The organism is Pelotomaculum propionicicum (assembly GCF_004369225.1).
GTDB classification, from domain to species: Bacteria; Bacillota; Desulfotomaculia; order Desulfotomaculales; family Pelotomaculaceae; genus Pelotomaculum_B; species Pelotomaculum_B propionicicum.
Genome location: NZ_QFFZ01000068.1, coordinates 1 through 13,960, shown reverse-complemented (window position 1 = coordinate 13,960; position 13,960 = coordinate 1). Strand labels below are relative to the sequence as shown.

Annotated in this window: 17 protein-coding genes, 1 pseudogene and 1 riboswitch; of the genes and pseudogenes, 9 read left to right on the top strand and 9 right to left on the bottom strand. The window is 50.6% G+C overall.

Going from position 1 to position 13,960, the window contains the following annotated elements:
• Both Pmgp_RS17635 and Pmgp_RS17630 read right to left on the bottom strand, forming a co-directional pair.
• Positions 1–133 (bottom strand): phage integrase N-terminal SAM-like domain-containing protein (locus tag Pmgp_RS17635; RefSeq protein ID WP_243119942.1); only part of this gene is annotated, 133 nt, incomplete at its 3' end.
• A gap of 377 nt (positions 134–510) precedes the next feature.
• Positions 511–747, bottom strand: a pseudogene (locus Pmgp_RS17630) (tyrosine-type recombinase/integrase); the annotation flags it as partial.
• Here Pmgp_RS17630 and Pmgp_RS17625 point away from each other — a divergent pair.
• Both Pmgp_RS17625 and Pmgp_RS17620 read left to right on the top strand, forming a co-directional pair.
• Complete coding sequence (locus Pmgp_RS17625) at positions 715–1,077, top strand: group II intron maturase-specific domain-containing protein (RefSeq protein WP_134215751.1); 363 nt, start codon at positions 715–717, stop codon at positions 1,075–1,077. The pseudogene Pmgp_RS17630 and the gene Pmgp_RS17625 sit on opposite strands and share 33 nt — an antisense overlap.
• Positions 1,078–1,176: 99 nt before the next feature.
• Positions 1,177–2,604 (top strand): RtcB family protein, encoded by a 1,428-nt coding sequence (locus Pmgp_RS17620; RefSeq protein WP_192903008.1) that lies wholly within the window; start codon positions 1,177–1,179, stop codon positions 2,602–2,604.
• A gap of 99 nt (positions 2,605–2,703) precedes the next feature.
• Here the strand turns inward: Pmgp_RS17620 and Pmgp_RS17615 are convergent, their stop codons facing one another.
• The gene (locus Pmgp_RS17615; protein ID WP_134215749.1) at positions 2,704–3,471 is read right to left on the bottom strand and encodes an alpha/beta hydrolase; all 768 of its coding nucleotides are present in this window, start codon (positions 3,469–3,471) and stop codon (positions 2,704–2,706) included.
• Between the two features lie 94 nt (positions 3,472–3,565).
• Between Pmgp_RS17615 and Pmgp_RS17610 the strand changes: the two genes are divergently transcribed.
• Both Pmgp_RS17610 and Pmgp_RS17605 read left to right on the top strand, forming a co-directional pair.
• Positions 3,566–4,180, top strand: coding sequence for a nitroreductase family protein (locus Pmgp_RS17610; protein WP_134215747.1), 615 nt, complete (start codon positions 3,566–3,568; stop codon positions 4,178–4,180).
• A gap of 119 nt (positions 4,181–4,299) precedes the next feature.
• Entirely contained in the window at positions 4,300–5,433 is a 1,134-nt protein-coding gene (locus tag Pmgp_RS17605) for a radical SAM protein (protein ID WP_134215745.1), read from the top strand.
• Positions 5,434–5,507: 74 nt separating this feature from the next.
• Here Pmgp_RS17605 and Pmgp_RS17600 read toward each other — a convergent pair whose 3' ends face one another.
• Entirely contained in the window at positions 5,508–5,810 is a 303-nt protein-coding gene (locus Pmgp_RS17600) for a carbon starvation CstA family protein (RefSeq protein ID WP_134215743.1), read from the bottom strand.
• 311 nt (positions 5,811–6,121) lie between these two features.
• Here Pmgp_RS17600 and hslO point away from each other — a divergent pair, with 311 nt between their 5' ends.
• The 4 genes from hslO (at position 6,122) to Pmgp_RS17580 (ending at position 9,402) form a co-directional block, all read left to right on the top strand.
• Complete coding sequence (gene hslO / locus Pmgp_RS17595) at positions 6,122–6,994, top strand: Hsp33 family molecular chaperone HslO (protein WP_134215740.1); 873 nt, start codon at positions 6,122–6,124, stop codon at positions 6,992–6,994.
• 114 nt (positions 6,995–7,108) lie between these two features.
• Positions 7,109–7,717, top strand: coding sequence for a sulfurtransferase-like selenium metabolism protein YedF (gene yedF / locus Pmgp_RS17590; protein WP_134215738.1), 609 nt, complete (start codon positions 7,109–7,111; stop codon positions 7,715–7,717).
• A 151-nt stretch (positions 7,718–7,868) separates the two neighbouring features.
• Positions 7,869–9,077, top strand: a complete 1,209-nt coding sequence (gene dinB, locus Pmgp_RS17585; protein ID WP_134215736.1) for a DNA polymerase IV — start codon at positions 7,869–7,871, stop codon at positions 9,075–9,077.
• Positions 9,070–9,402: a hypothetical protein gene (locus Pmgp_RS17580; protein WP_134215734.1), complete on the top strand. Its 333-nt coding sequence runs from the start codon at positions 9,070–9,072 to the stop codon at positions 9,400–9,402. The genes dinB and Pmgp_RS17580 overlap by 8 nt, the downstream gene beginning before the upstream one ends.
• A gap of 547 nt (positions 9,403–9,949) precedes the next feature.
• Here the strand turns inward: Pmgp_RS17580 and Pmgp_RS17575 are convergent.
• From Pmgp_RS17575 to Pmgp_RS17565, 3 genes are read right to left on the bottom strand one after another with little or no spacing between them, the layout of a single operon-like run.
• On the bottom strand, positions 9,950–10,696 hold the full coding sequence (locus Pmgp_RS17575; protein ID WP_134215733.1) for a UPF0280 family protein: 747 nt from the start codon (positions 10,694–10,696) through the stop codon (positions 9,950–9,952).
• Between the two features lies 1 nt (position 10,697).
• Positions 10,698–11,099, bottom strand: coding sequence for an NIL domain-containing protein (locus Pmgp_RS17570; RefSeq protein ID WP_134215731.1), 402 nt, complete (start codon positions 11,097–11,099; stop codon positions 10,698–10,700).
• 16 nt (positions 11,100–11,115) lie between these two features.
• A complete protein-coding gene (locus tag Pmgp_RS17565; RefSeq protein WP_134215729.1) occupies positions 11,116–12,321 on the bottom strand; it encodes a homocysteine biosynthesis protein in 1,206 nt (401 codons plus the stop codon).
• A 93-nt stretch (positions 12,322–12,414) separates the two neighbouring features.
• Positions 12,415–12,532, bottom strand: a riboswitch (SAM riboswitch).
• Positions 12,533–12,695: 163 nt separating this feature from the next.
• Between Pmgp_RS17565 and Pmgp_RS17560 the strand changes: the two genes are divergently transcribed.
• A complete protein-coding gene (locus Pmgp_RS17560; RefSeq protein WP_134215727.1) occupies positions 12,696–13,352 on the top strand; it encodes a LexA family protein in 657 nt (218 codons plus the stop codon).
• Positions 13,353–13,354: 2 nt separating this feature from the next.
• Here the strand turns inward: Pmgp_RS17560 and Pmgp_RS17555 are convergent, their stop codons facing one another.
• Together Pmgp_RS17555 and Pmgp_RS19885 are read right to left on the bottom strand one after the other, a co-directional pair.
• Positions 13,355–13,618 (bottom strand): hypothetical protein, encoded by a 264-nt coding sequence (locus Pmgp_RS17555; RefSeq protein ID WP_134215725.1) that lies wholly within the window; start codon positions 13,616–13,618, stop codon positions 13,355–13,357.
• Positions 13,619–13,741: 123 nt separating this feature from the next.
• Positions 13,742–13,885, bottom strand: coding sequence for a hypothetical protein (locus Pmgp_RS19885; protein ID WP_192903007.1), 144 nt, complete (start codon positions 13,883–13,885; stop codon positions 13,742–13,744).
• Positions 13,886–13,960 lie beyond the last annotated feature (75 nt).

Here is a 13,960-nt window from a genome sequence, read left to right as displayed (position 1 = left end):
GAAAATTTCGGATGTCGTGTTCATTTAATTGCTCTACTGGCCGGTTACAATGCTCAAGAAAAAGTCTTGCATTTAGAGTGTAGCTATCCAATGTGTGTTGCGATAGCCCTCGGAGTAGGATATCCTCCCTCATTCGTAGTAAAACTTGCCCTTTGTTTTTCATGTTCTCACTCTCCTCAAATTTATTTTCAATAGAACTGCATAATAATTTTAAGGGGCTCGAAAAACAAAGGAAAGCACTGCCAAAACTAGCTATTGGCGTAAATAACGCTGCAAGGGTTATGATGGTAAGACCTTTAGGCCGAATGAATGGCAATGAGTGCGGACACGTCAGTCGCAGCAGAGGATCTCGGCAGGCGGAGTTGGGAGGGTATTACCTAAAAGTTTTACTACCGCGCCAGCGGTTTAGTCCAATGCCCCTTATGCAAAGAAATCCGTTATGCAAAGTAAATTTCGCGAAGCCTTTAAAAATGCCAGCCCCCGCTCCATTTACTTTGCATAATCTCTGGCTTACGCTAGCTCAGACAGCCATGCAAGGAGAGCCTGATCCCTGCTCCAATCCGGCAGATTGCTTTCAATTAAATCTGGATAAGCGTTTTCAATGGCTTTTCGCTTGGTCTCCGTATCCGCCCGGGCATAAACTTCGGTGGTCTTGATATCCACATGGCCTAGAAAGTCACGGATGTAGATGAGGTTGACCCCTGCCTGAAGTAAATGCATGGCTTTACTATGACGAAACATATAAGGATAAAGGCTTTAACCAGCAAGATAGTTGGCTGGATAAATTACTTTGGTCTGGCAGATATGAAGAACGTTGCGGCAAACCTTGATGAATGGATAAGGCGCAGACTCCGGATGTGTATCTGGAAACAGTGGCGCAAAGTGAAGACACGATTCAAGAACCTTTACAAACTTGGCCTGGATAAAGTCTTGGCATGGCAGTTTGCGAATACGAGAAAAGGCTACTGGAGAATATCCAGTAGCCCAATCCTGAGTCGTACTCTTACCAACCAATATCTCGTTAATATAGGTTTCATAAGTCTGTCACATAGGTATTCACTAGTACGTTCATCTTGATGAACCGCCGTATACCGGACGGTACGTACGGTGGTGTAGGAGGGTCGGCGGTTAATCACCGCCCCCTATCCTAATCCTGAATTAATTAGAATTGGTGTGATGAAACTGGAACTGGTGAAAGACGGGCGGAACAGGTACCGCCTTAAAAGGACCGGGAAGATGGCGGTAGAAGGTATAGTTTACGCAAACGAATACCTGCTGCCACTGATCAGAAAAGACAAGTCCCTCCAACAGCTGGCTAACGCCGCCAGCTTGCCCGGGGTTGTGGGGCATGTGTGCGGCATGCCGGATATACACGAAGGCTTTGGGCTGCCGATTGGCGGGGTGATGGCGACGGCGCGGGATGGTGTCATTTCTGCCGGAGCAGTCGGTATGGATATTAACTGTGGCGTACGCCTTTTGGCGACCAATGTTTCAGCCGCTGATCTCAGCATCCCTTTTCTGCGTAAAATACTGACCAGGATGGAGGAGTACGTCCCCGCCGGTGTGGGAAGGAGGGGCAAGCATGATTTTATAACTGCCGGCGTCTTTGAGGAGGTTGTTCACACCGGGATCAAGAGTCTGATCACACGCGGCTGCGGGAGACCGGATGATCTGGAAAAGACAGAAGAAGGCGGCTGTCTGCCCGGCGCCGACCTGGGCGCGGTAAGCCCGCAAGCCTGCAAGCGGGGGGCTGTACAGCTTGGCACGCTGGGCGGCGGCAATCATTTTATAGAGCTTCAGGTAGTAAAACAGGTTTACGATCAGGCTGCGGGGCAATCATTTGGACTTTACCCGGGGCAGCTGACAGTGATGATCCACACAGGCAGCAGGGGTTTTGGCCACCAGATCTGCAATGACTACAGCAAAACCCTGCTTGCCGCCGCGAGAAAACACGCGATTGAAGTTCCGGACAGAGGGCTGGCCTGCGCGCCGGTTGATTCTAAAGAAGGCAGGGACTATTACGCCGCCATGGCCTGCGCGGTTAATTTCGCTTTTGCCAACCGGCAACTGATTACCCATGACGTGCGCCGCGCGCTTGGTGATATCTTTGCATGCGCTCAGGACGAGTTGGGATTGGCGCTGGTTTATGATGTGGCTCACAACATAGCTAAATGGGAGGCACACAGCGGGTCCAAAGTACTGGTGCACCGCAAGGGAGCGACCCGGGCTTTGCCGCCCGGACACCCGGAAAACCCCTCTATATATAGACAAACCGGCCACCCGGTTTTGATACCCGGCAGTATGGGCACGGCCTCATACGTCCTGACCGGCACTGAAAAAGCGTCGGAAGCATTTTTTTCAGCCAACCACGGGGCAGGCAGGGTGCTTTCCAGGACAGCGGCCATGAAGGAAATAACAAGAGAGCAGTTTGAGCGCAGCATGTCCAGTGTGCTTTATAACAGCAGAAATTATAGAGAGTTGCTGGACGAGGCGCCCGGAGCGTATAAAGATATTGACCATGTTGTGGAAACTTTAGCCGCCATTGGCATGACCCGCAAGGTGGCCAGACTGGAGCCGCTGGCGGTAATCAAGGGCAAAGATTGACTCGATTTTATTCCGGCTTCTCCTCTCTGCGGGAAGAAGGTGGTTCAACCGTCATACCCCGGTGGCGTATGTTTACTTCGGGTTCGTGCTGATGTTTGCCTATACAGGGAAATGCTCCTTTAGCCATTTAAAAAAAGCTGCCCAGGCCTGGCGGTAGTGTCCCGTGAACTGGTGGTCGGCGCCAGAAATGATTTGCATGTCTTTTGGCTGGCCGGCGGCTTTAAAAATAATATCTGCATTCCGTACAGGCACTACTTCATCATTGCTGCCGTGCACCACCTGCAGCGGGCGCGGCGCCAGCAAAGCTGCATTTTCCGCCACGTCATAGCTTGCTAAATCCTGAAAAAAGCTTCTTTTGACATGGATGGCGCCGTCCTGCCTGGCTAATGGAACCAGTTTGTGATTAGGTTCGCCCGCTTGCTCCAGAAAGCCGGAGAAAAGCCGGACCGGTTCAGCCGGCGCCGCCCAGGCGCTGACACCCGCCACTCTCTCATCAGCAGCGCCGTGACAGACTGCCGCTGTGCCGCCGAAGCTCCTGCCGGTGGTTATAACCCGCTTAAAGCCCGCCTCAAGGCAGAAATCCACAGAGCTTTTTATGTCACCAATATGGCGGGTAAGGCTGATATCGGAGAAATCTCCTTCGCTCTCCCCGCAGCCGCAGAAGTCGAACAACAGGGCGGCATAGCCCAACTTGCCAAGCTCTTCAGACATGGTGAGAGCTTTGCCGCCGCCTTCTTTGCTGCCGGTAAAGCCGTGACAAACAATAACTGCTGTTTTAAGGTCAGATCTGGTATGAAGCAATGCCGCCAGCTTGAGCCCCATGCTGTTAGAATAAGTAAGTTTATTCCAGGTAACCGATCCGGACAAGTTAATTTCCCCCCATTTTAAAAGTTGACATCTCAAGATAAAGGCTTTTAAAATAAATAAAATGTTTGATAATAAAAGCAAAGGAGGCAAAAATGTGAACCTCAGTGAAATTATAAGAGACAGGCGCAGTATACGCAAGTACCAGGACAGGGAGGTCCCCCGCGAAGTTTTAAGTGAAATACTTGAGGATGCTCTTTGGGCGCCATCAGGGATGAACAGGCAGAACTGGGATGTATACGTCGTAAGAGGCGAACACAAAGACAAGCTGCTTGGCGCCGTAGCCCGGGCCGGTGAACTATTTAAACCGACCCTGGAGAAGCTGTTTAAGGAAAAAATGGTCAACATCACCATGAAGTTCTTTCAGGATCTGGGCGGCGCCCCGGTAGTGCTGCTGGTTTACATGCCGAAACTGACTTATGAAATCAGGCCTGATATGGGCGCTTCTGAGAGATACCGCATTGAACACAATCGCTATACCAACATGCTCAGCGCGGCGGCCTTAATCCAGAACCTCCTTTTACTGGCCGAGGCCAAAGGACTGGGCACCTGCTGGATGACCGCGCCCAAGAACGCTGAGGAGTTGATCAATGAAGCGATGGGGATTACCGACAAAGAAATTGTTTCAATAATTCCCTTGGGCTACCCTGACCAGAGCCCGCCGGCGCCGCCCAGAAAAGCGGATAAAATCCACTGGCTCGGTTTTGAATAAAAGTACATAAGATCTGTTGCAAAAGCCGGGAAATTTTTTTAGATACCGGCTTTGTTTTTGCCCCGCTATTTCACATTTATGATAATATAAAAGAATACTGAAATTGAGGGGAATACTGTATGACATTATGCTTTGAACAAGGCCCGATCAGGCCACCCAGTGAGGCGGCCAGCCTGCTGCTCAGGCTTACCCGCAACTGCACCTGGAACAAATGTGTGTTTTGCCCCACCTATAAAGGCCAGACCTTTTCCAGACGGTCTCTGGGTGAGATTAAGAAAGATATTGATACCGTTAAAGAAATGATCCGGCTGATCCGGGAATACTCTTTGGATAATGGTTTTAGCGGCGCGATTAACAGGAAAGTTTTGGAGTATTTTTACACAGGCGGCAATTACAATATGTTTCATGTGGCTATGTGGCTGCATGACGGCGCTAAAACGGTTTTTTTTCAGGATGCCAATTCTTTGATTATGAAAACCGCAGATTTAATTGAAATCTTGAAATACCTCAAAGAACAGCTTCCTACTGTGGAGCGGGTCACCAGCTACGCCAGGTCAGACACCTTATTGCGCAAAAGTGTTGATGAACTGGCCCAGTTGGGTCAGGCCGGACTTTCCCGTATTCACGTCGGTATGGAGTCGGGCAGTGACGAAGTCCTTAAATTTATGGACAAGGGAGTTACCTCACAGCAGCATGTAGACGCGGGAAAGCGGGTAAAAGAGGCTGGCATTTCACTCTGTGAGTATGTCCTTTTAGGGCTGGGCGGGGAGCAGTGGTCACAGGAGCATGCTCTGTCAACAGCGCAAGCCCTTAATGCTATCAACCCTGACTTTATCCGCTTCCGCAGCCTGGCGGTGACAGAGGAAATGCCCCTGTATCAAAAGGTGTTGTCGGGGGAATTCAAGGTGCAGGACGACGCTGGTGTTACCCTTGGACAAAAAATGTTTATTGAAAGGCTTGAGGGTATTCAAAGCAGCGTTATCAGCGACCACTCCCTGAATTTACTTGAAGAGGTTAAAGGGAAACTACCGGAAGATAAACCTGCCATGCTTGGGGTCTTGGACAGGTTTCTGGAATTGCCGCCAAAAGAAAAACAAATCTTTATTCTGGGCAAGCGCCTGGGCATGTTTCACAGGCTGTCTGACCTGCATGATACTGAGCAGTACCGCCAGGTTGAACAGATGTTCAACAGGCTGGACGAGGGGCAGTACGCTGAAGTAATAGCCTATCTGAAGGGCCAGTTGATTTGCTGATAAAGGAGTCAACCGCTTCCTTGTAATGGCCCACAGGTCACAACCTGTAGGCCATTACTAACTACATTTTATTTTTATTTTGTCAAATCAACGGTAGAGACCTTATTGACGCTCGCCAGTTTTTGCACTGCCAGGATAATTACTCCCACTGACAGGATCATGAGCAGGATGTCAGTTACCGCCAGTGGATAGTTTTTCGTCGGGAGATATTTATTAAAGAGCAACTGCCAGAGTGAAGCCAGAGTGGTGACCATCATGAACACTGCCGGTATAACAGCAAATATGTTTGGCTTTTTGCGATAAGCCAGCCATACCGCCACAGCGATAAGGGCCAGAGCTGCAAGCAGCTGGTTGGCTGTGCCGAATATCGGCCAGATATAATACCACCTCCTAAATTAGATATGCCTCCAAAAAACAATCTTCATCTTGTAATAGGCATCCCCCCATATGCGTTATTAGTTTTTTTTAAATATATTCTGTTTGACAGGGTATATATTCCATGGTTTCTGTAAATAACCAGCGTCAGGATATCTGACATGTTGCATAATTGAATTTGATTTAATTTACCATTTTTGGGTATAATTTACAAGTAATTTTAGGCGTTTTTTAATTATTTAACACATGTATTCTTTACGCAGTGAAATGCAAGGTTATAATAATTAAGAGAATATGAGTACAGGAGAATGACATGAAGGATTATCTAGTCAGAGGCATTGGCGAAGACGGGCAATTCCGGGTTTTTGCCGCCACAACAACAAAGCTTGTTGAAGAAGCGAGGCGCAGGCATGACACCTGGCCAGTCGCGAGCGCCGCCCTGGGCAGGGCTTTAACCGCGGGGCTGCTGCTGGGAGCAAACCTAAAAGGTGATGACATTCTAACCCTGCGCATACTGGGGGACGGCCCCCTGGGAGCGGTAGTTGTAACCGCCAATGCCGCCGGGGAGGTAAGGGGTTATGTCCAGGAGCCTCATGTTGACTTGCCGGGACAGGCGGCCGGCAAGCTGCCGGTGGGTGAAGCCGTGGGCAAAGGCTACCTCTATATCTCTAAGGATATGGGCCTGAAGGAGCCGTTTACCGGAAGCGTGGAACTTGTTTCCGGTGAAATTGGTGAGGATGTGGCCCAGTATCTTTTAACCTCCGAGCAAACCCCGTCCGCGGTAGCGCTGGGCGTGCTGGTGGGCCCGCAGGGCCAGGTAAAAGCTTCGGGCGGCATAATCATTCAGATGTTTCCGGAAGCTAAAGAAGAAGTTCTGCTCCAGCTTGAAAAGAACCTGGGGAAAATGGACCCTGTGAGCAGTCTTGTTGACCGCGGGCTGGGACCGGAGGGGATTGTGGCTGAGGCGGTGGGGGGACTGAAGGTCCAGTACCTGGAAAAGACACCTGTTTGTTTTAAGTGCAAATGTTCCCGCGCAAGGGTGGGAGACATTCTGGCTGCGATGGGGAGAGATGCGATCATCAATATTTTGAATGATCAGGGACAGGCTGAGGTTTTATGCCATTTCTGCGGTGAAAAATATGTGTTTGCGGCGTCCGAATTAGAGCTTCTCTTGGAGGACTTATAACATTTTTTAATTATCCATGCCTGAATGATAAAATAACTCTATAGCTTCCATGAAGGAATATTATTAATTATTATTGAAGAATATAGTGACTAAATCATGGAAGGAAGAGTTTCAGTGAGTGACAGGGTGATTGATTGCCGGGGGTTAGCCTGCCCGCAGCCGGTTATAGAAACTAAAAAAGTACTTGAAAAGGGAACTGAGCAAATAATTCTGGTGATAGTCGACAATGTTCCGGCCAGAGAAAATGTCACCAGGCTGGTTAAAAATGCCGGTTGTGAAGTAGCGACGGAAGAAAAAGAAGGGTGCTATTACCTGACCGTGCGTAAAACAGGCGCTGGTGTTTCGCTGCAGGAAGACAGCCCGGCGGAAGCGCCCCTGCAGGACGACGGAAGAGCTGTGTATTTTGTCACAACCAACAGCCTGGGCCAGGGTTCACCCGACCTGGGTGAGGTGTTAATAAAAAGCCTCATGGTCACTATTACCCAGCAGAAAATACCGGCCGCCATGTTTTTGCTGAACACAGGTGTCTACCTGGCTGTGGAAGATTCTCCTGTACTGGGACAGCTGAGGACACTGGCCGGGGCTGGCACCGAAATTCTCGTCTGCGGCACTTGCCTGAATTATTACAAGCTGATGGAAAAACTCGCTGTGGGCACTGTCTCAAACATGGCGGATATCAACAGCCGCCTGAACGGCCCGCATAAAGTAATCACGATCAGTTAAGGTAAAATATAACAACTCCTTCCTGGAGTTTCGCAGGGAAAAAAATAACAGCTGAGAAAACCATTTAAGGCAAATAAAACCACTTTACTCAGAACATAGGTTCGGGCTATAATAATTAAACCAGAACATATGTTTGAGAAGGTGGTTTTTTTTGCGCTGCCCGATCCTGTTAGCCGATATGAACGCTTTTTTCGCCAGTGTGCACCAGGCTATGGACCCGGTGCTCCGGGGCAAGCCGGTAATTGTGGGCGGGGACCCGGCCAAGCGGCACGGCATTGTCCTGGCTGCTTCTTACGATGCCAAGGCCTGTGGGGTTAAGACGGGCATGGCCGTGTGGGAGGCCAGGAGCCTCTGCCCGCGCGGCGTTTTTGTAAAGCCAAAGCATGGTTGCTATGTTAACTTCTCGGCCCGGATTATCAGGATCATGAGAGACTTCAGCCCGCTGGTGGAGCCCTTTTCCATTGATGAGGCCTTTATGGACGTATCCGGCTGTGAGAGCCTTTTCGGGACTTCCACTGAGATTGCCCTGCAGCTTAAGGGCAGGATCAAGAGGGAAGTCGGGGTACTGTGCAGCGTGGGGGTGGCTCCCAATAAGCTTCTGGCCAAAATGGCAGCCGGGATGCAGAAGCCGGACGGCCTTACAGTACTGGACTTTCCCGATCTGCCGGACAAAGTCTGGCCCCTCCCGGTGCGGGAACTGTTCGGGGTGGGCGGGCGCCTGGAAAAAAGGCTGCGTGATTTAAACATTCACACGATTGGTGAGCTTGCCGTCTATCCCCTGCCGGTCCTGAAAAAGAGGTTCGGGCTGATGGGGCACATACTGAGCCTGTCCGCCAACGGCATTGATTATAGTCCGGTCGACCCGCATTCCCTGGATAAGGTTAAATCTATCGGCCATCAGATTACCCTGCCCAGAGACTACCGGGGTTACCAGCAGATCAAGGTGGTTGTGCTGGAGTTGTGTGAGATTGTGTGCAGGCGGGTGCGTTTGGGAGGTTTGGTGGGGAGGACAGTAAACCTTACCTTGAAAGACACCGAATTTTTGTGGATGTCGCGCTCCCGCACCATGGCTTATCCCAGCAACAATGCCGGTGATGTCTACCGGGTGGCTGTAGATCTGCTGCACCAGCACTGGCCTGCCTGGAAACCGGTCAGGATGGTGGGGGTGTCTCTGGCCGGGCTGGTTAAAAACACTGTGGAACAAGTGGATTTGTTCGGTGAGGTGGAAAAAACCAGGCTTTTAAACGCCGCCTGCGACCGGATTAAGGACCGGTTCGGCGAGCGGAGCTTGCTGAGGGCCATCTCCCTCACCCCGGAGGGTGTACTCCTCGAACGAAAGGGAGAGGCGGTCCGTGGCTAATATCCATGATTACTACCGGAAAAATTTTCTCTACGAAAGCCACCGGCTGATGCTGCCGGAACTGAGGGACAAGGTTTCCCACACCTGCTCCCAGTGTAAATATATGTTCCTGATTGTAGGGAAAACTGAGTCCAGGCCGGGCTGCGCCGCGCTGATTCCGCAGTACGCCGGCCTGGCAAAGCGGGTGCCCGGCAAGCTGGATGTTACTGAAGTGTTAAGGCTGGTCGGCAAGGAAGGACTGGAGCGGGTGCTGGCGGGATTTGAACCGCAGCGCCAGGCCTGTGGGATGTTTCACCCCGCCAGTGTTAAAAAGGATGGTTTTTGACAGACCGTCTACAAAGCAGGGTAACACTAAGTCCATGGTGTTGAAACAAGCTGCTCCATTGCGGAGCGGTTCAAGGAATGGGGACACATCTCTATTTAGAGCCTATCTCTGAAGACGAGCTATGTCCCCAATTAAGTGAACTCAGCGAAGCTGAGGTTGCGAAATGAGAGGCGCGGCACAGCGGTCAGGGGACACACCTCTATTTTGCGTATCTTCTTTTAGGACGAGGTATGTCCCCAACGTATTCCGCGCCAGCCTGAACTGAGCCAGGACGGCGAATTGAAGGCGGTCTCATTTCGCCCGAAGCAAGCTGCAAGCGCAGCGACACAAAAGTCTTTACAATTTCTTTTGACTTTTGTGTCAAAGCTGCGCGCTTTTTTTAAAAAGACCAAGTGCCCTTACGACGAACCCACAAAAAGTACTAGGTAATGAGCCGCTTAGTTGAAGCCTATTTCCGAGTACTAAAAAGGCACTTGACACTCGACGCGGAGCAGAGGAGCCAAGCGGGTTTCAACACCATGGACGGCTCTGACTACAACCCGACCTTTTAAATATTTAACGGCACCAGCTTAAGCTGGCCGCAGGCGGCCAGCCTGTCTTCCTTGATGATTACCGCCCCTGTCACTCCCTCAATGCCTTTAGCGAATTCCGCGGCTGTTTGAACATCCTCTTTACTCCTGACCAAATTGCCGGCTGCCGTGGCTGCCGCGTCAGCAAGGATGGCGGATGGTGAGAGGATGACCACCGCGTCGGCATTGCCCAGGCTTAAAGAAGGGCCGACGGTGCCGGAGGAGGTGCAGACCCCCAGCGGGGTGTCTTCCGGCCTGATCGACAGGGCGATGCGGTTTGACAGGGGGGATTTGCCGGCAAAAATTCCGATCCGGCGCGGTCTGGTACTGCGCAGGTAAATATCGCCGCCGTTTTCCACAATCACATCTTTCGAGCGCTTGGCGAGCGCCGCGCCGATGTACTGGGCGAAGGCTCCCGCCACGGCGGCCATTGGCCCCACTCCGGCCAGGCAGGCCGCCGCTGCCATGTCAGACGCGATAGGAGGGGCGCCGGGCAACAATTGGCATGGTGTCAGGGCATGAAGAAAGGCGGGATCCTCCTCGATATATTTCTCGAGGAGTTCCCGCTGTTGGCGCACCATTTCCTCAACCCACCGGGCTAATTCCGGCGAAAATCTTTCCCTGCGCACCCCGATATCCAGGTCTGTCTGGCGTACAACCACCTGGAAGTGAACAAGGTCGTCCTGACGGAATTGCCCCCGGTAGGACCTTTCAGTATACTCCAATTTAAAACCTGACCTCCATTGCTTTTACCGGGCAGATTTTAACGCATATCTGACACACGATGCAGTTGTCGCTTTCAAATTTTACTTCCATGGAGGGCCTTTCCATATACAGGGCGCCGCTGGGGCAGATATCCGTACAGGCGCCGCAGCTTGTGCATTTTTCTTCGTTGCGGAAAACTTCTTCGGCCAGGGGCTGCACTCTGACCCCCTGGTTTTTTAAAAAGGCCAGGCCCTGGTCGTATTTTTCCCCGGTTAACTCCAAAACCATCGTTCCTTCTTTATTTTGATCAACGTTTGCTTTGAGAATGTTGATCACCAGGTCATAATCCCTGACCAGGCAGTAGATGATAGGTTTGTCGGCTATGTCCTTGCCGAAGCGCAGAATTATTTTTTTAGGTGACATCAAAACCACTCCTTTCCTATATCCCCTTGATCTCAAGCGTTCTGGAAGCGATTTCATCCTTGTATGAGGGGAGCAGTTTAACCGGTTCGGTCAACAGGAACTCTCCCTTCTGGATCCAGTTCTTTAAGATCCCGGCGACTTCCCTGGCTTTGGGATAACTGGACAGGGGAGCGGTGGGTATTTCCCGGCCGTTTAAATTAATCCTGCCTGATTTTAGCTCAGCGTAGCTGGCAAAGCCCAGATTGCCCGGAATCCGCTGGCCGTAGGCTTCGCTGTAGTCAACAATGGGGGCGTAGAGATCACGGTCGGTTACTGAAACACAGCGCATTACCTCTTCATTGAGAATGGGTATGGGAATACCCAGGCCGACTGAGAGCGTGGCCCCGTAGCCTAAAAAGCTTGTGCCAACTAACCAGTTCGGCTTCATTTGCTTCAGGTCACCAATCACCGAAAGAGTACCGCCGGCAGGCCCGTAGCTTTTACCTGCGCTGTCCTGCTGGATGCCCGGGAAGTGCTGCGTCCCGTTCCAGGCTACATAACCGACGCCGCCGCCCAGAAAAATCCTGGTGCCGATGCCGATGGTCAGGAAATAGGGGTCGTTCAGCAGCGGGCTGAGCTGCCCGGCGCTGCTGTAGTGGGCGTTGCCCAGGTTTGGCTTGAGCATGCCCATATAGGTGTAGATCGTCCTGCCGCTCAGGTTTACGGCGCAGTTGTAATTCTGGTAAGCGTTGCGCGGGTTAAAGAGAGTGGCTTCATTAAGGTCATCCAGGGTAAGGAAGGTTTCTAATTCCTTTCTGGGATAACAATCAGTACCATAGGAAACCGCCTCCAGCTTAATCTGTTTGCGGGCAACCAAATCCTGAATCACATGCCCACCGCCGTAGCGAAACTCGCCGGGGTAATTGTTGTTGCAGGGGTCGTCTTCAGGTAGTTCAGTCGCGCCCAGGTAAGCGTCGACCGCCGCGATGCCGGTGTATGCGGGGACCCCGTTCAGCCAGACTTTTTGCATCCTGATCCTTGGTTTAGAGTGGCCGAAGTTCAGAAAGACTCCGGAAGAGCACATGGCGCCGAATGTTCCGGTGGTTACCACATCAACGCTGCGGGCGGCTTCGGTAATACCTTTTTCCTCCACCAGAGAAATCACTTCCTCAGCGGTCAGCACCACAGCTTTGCCGGACTTGATTTTTTCATTAATCTCGGCATAGGTTTTTTCAATGGCCATTTTAAGTTACCTCCCTGTTTATCGTGCCCTTGTGCTTTGACAATTTTAAAAGCCCCTTCAAACAGAAGAGGCCAGCTTTAGTCATAGCTTTTCCCCTTATCTGTCAGAAGATATAATCTCCTGCAGGAATTAGCACCATTTTGGGTAAGTCTAGCTTCCCAACGGTTGCCGGGCTTCATTGGGCCAGTCCCTCCGCCACTCAGGATAAGAGCACTTATTTTGCTGTATAACCTAGTGTACCAATAGCCCCAGGCTCTGTCAACAGCTTTTTTCATTCTCGTTCATAAATAGTTTTTACGAAAAGGGATTAAAAGAGTGCGGGTAGAATAAACGTTTTGTGACTGATATTATGGTATTAAACGGGGGCGCTATATATGTATGCCCGAATAGGCGCCAGAATTAAAAAAGCAAGAAGCGAGCTGTGTCTTTCCCAATACGATTTGGGGGCGATGCTGGGTTTAACAGCAACGGCTATCAACTATTATGAGAAGGGAAAGCGGAAAATAAGCATTGAAGAGCTGCACCGCCTGGCTAAGGCTCTGGCTAAGCCGGTGGCTTATTTTTTATCTGACCCAGCCGCGGCAGGAGATATTAAACAGCCTGCGGCTGAGAAGGCTGAAATAATTAATGATTTGCAGGACATTCCCGTGCTTGGCATGATCAAGGCCGGTGAGGCATCGCCCGCCAGGCAGGGTCTGATAGGTTTTTTGCCATTGCCGCGCCAGAAGTCAGCAGCGTTATTTTTTGCTCTGCTGGTTAAAGGAGATTCCATGGCCGGGGAAGGAATAGATGAAGGGGATCTGGTCCTGATCAACCGTCAAAACCACGCTGATTTCAATGGCCAGATCATTTGCGCTCTCATTAACGGAGAAGAAAGCTCTTTGAAAATTCTGTTAAGGGAAAAAGACAAAATTATACTCCGCTCTGCCAATCCCGCCTACCCTGATATCGTCCTCGAAAATGAAGATGCCCTCACCATTCAGGGGGTTTACGCGGGAGTTTTTAAATTCCCCGCCGCATTGCCAGAATAAATTTAAAGTGCCTTTTTTTCAATCACAGCGCTGTCGTCCAAGCCGGATTCGTCCTCGGGTCTGGCGGGCCGGATATGGAAGTGGTTGTGCTGTATTTTAACCGAGTGAACTGTACCGCAGAACGGGCACTTTTTATTTTCCCCGTCTTTAAAACGCATCTCGCCGATATGCCTGCCGCAGCAGGTTACTTCAATACTGATAATCCGGCCGTTGTTAAGGATATTCACCCGGTAATCATTGTGTTTGCCTTTGTTTTGGTAGTCCATAATTCCATCACCCCATACGGTTTTTCTTAAGTTAATCCAAATATAGCATTAGATCAACTAGGTGGCAACCCCTGTATAACTGCTTTTTAAACTAAAAAAAGAGACCTTTGGTAAAGGTCTCTCTTAACAGGAAGTATTCTCTTCATCTTCTTCAAGTAAACAGGATTTAGGACAGGAGCTGTCCTCTTCCGAACAAACACTGTTCTCGTCCTGCACAGCTGGAGCAACTGTATCAGGCGCTTGCCTGTCTTTTTTACGAGAACTCATTAATTTGTCCCTCCTTTAAAAACATGCTTTTCTTATTTTGGCCGCATAGATTATTTTTCATTCCTCAGGACAGCG

Bases quoted from the DNA above. Each gene is read 5' to 3' on its own strand.
- Pmgp_RS17625 (WP_134215751.1), top strand. From the start codon at position 715: ATGCATGGCTTTACTATGACGAAACATATAAGGATAAAGGCTTTAACC.
- Pmgp_RS17620 (WP_192903008.1), top strand. From the start codon at position 1,177: ATGAAACTGGAACTGGTGAAAGACGGGCGGAACAGGTACCGCCTTAAA.
- Pmgp_RS17605 (WP_134215745.1), top strand. From the start codon at position 4,300: ATGACATTATGCTTTGAACAAGGCCCGATCAGGCCACCCAGTGAGGCG.
- hslO (WP_134215740.1), top strand. From the start codon at position 6,122: ATGAAGGATTATCTAGTCAGAGGCATTGGCGAAGACGGGCAATTCCGG.
- Pmgp_RS17570 (WP_134215731.1), bottom strand. From the start codon at position 11,099: ATGTCACCTAAAAAAATAATTCTGCGCTTCGGCAAGGACATAGCCGAC.
- Pmgp_RS17565 (WP_134215729.1), bottom strand. From the start codon at position 12,321: ATGGCCATTGAAAAAACCTATGCCGAGATTAATGAAAAAATCAAGTCC.
- Pmgp_RS17560 (WP_134215727.1), top strand. From the start codon at position 12,696: ATGTATGCCCGAATAGGCGCCAGAATTAAAAAAGCAAGAAGCGAGCTG.
- Pmgp_RS17555 (WP_134215725.1), bottom strand. From the start codon at position 13,618: ATGGACTACCAAAACAAAGGCAAACACAATGATTACCGGGTGAATATC.
- Pmgp_RS19885 (WP_192903007.1), bottom strand. From the start codon at position 13,885: ATGAGTTCTCGTAAAAAAGACAGGCAAGCGCCTGATACAGTTGCTCCA.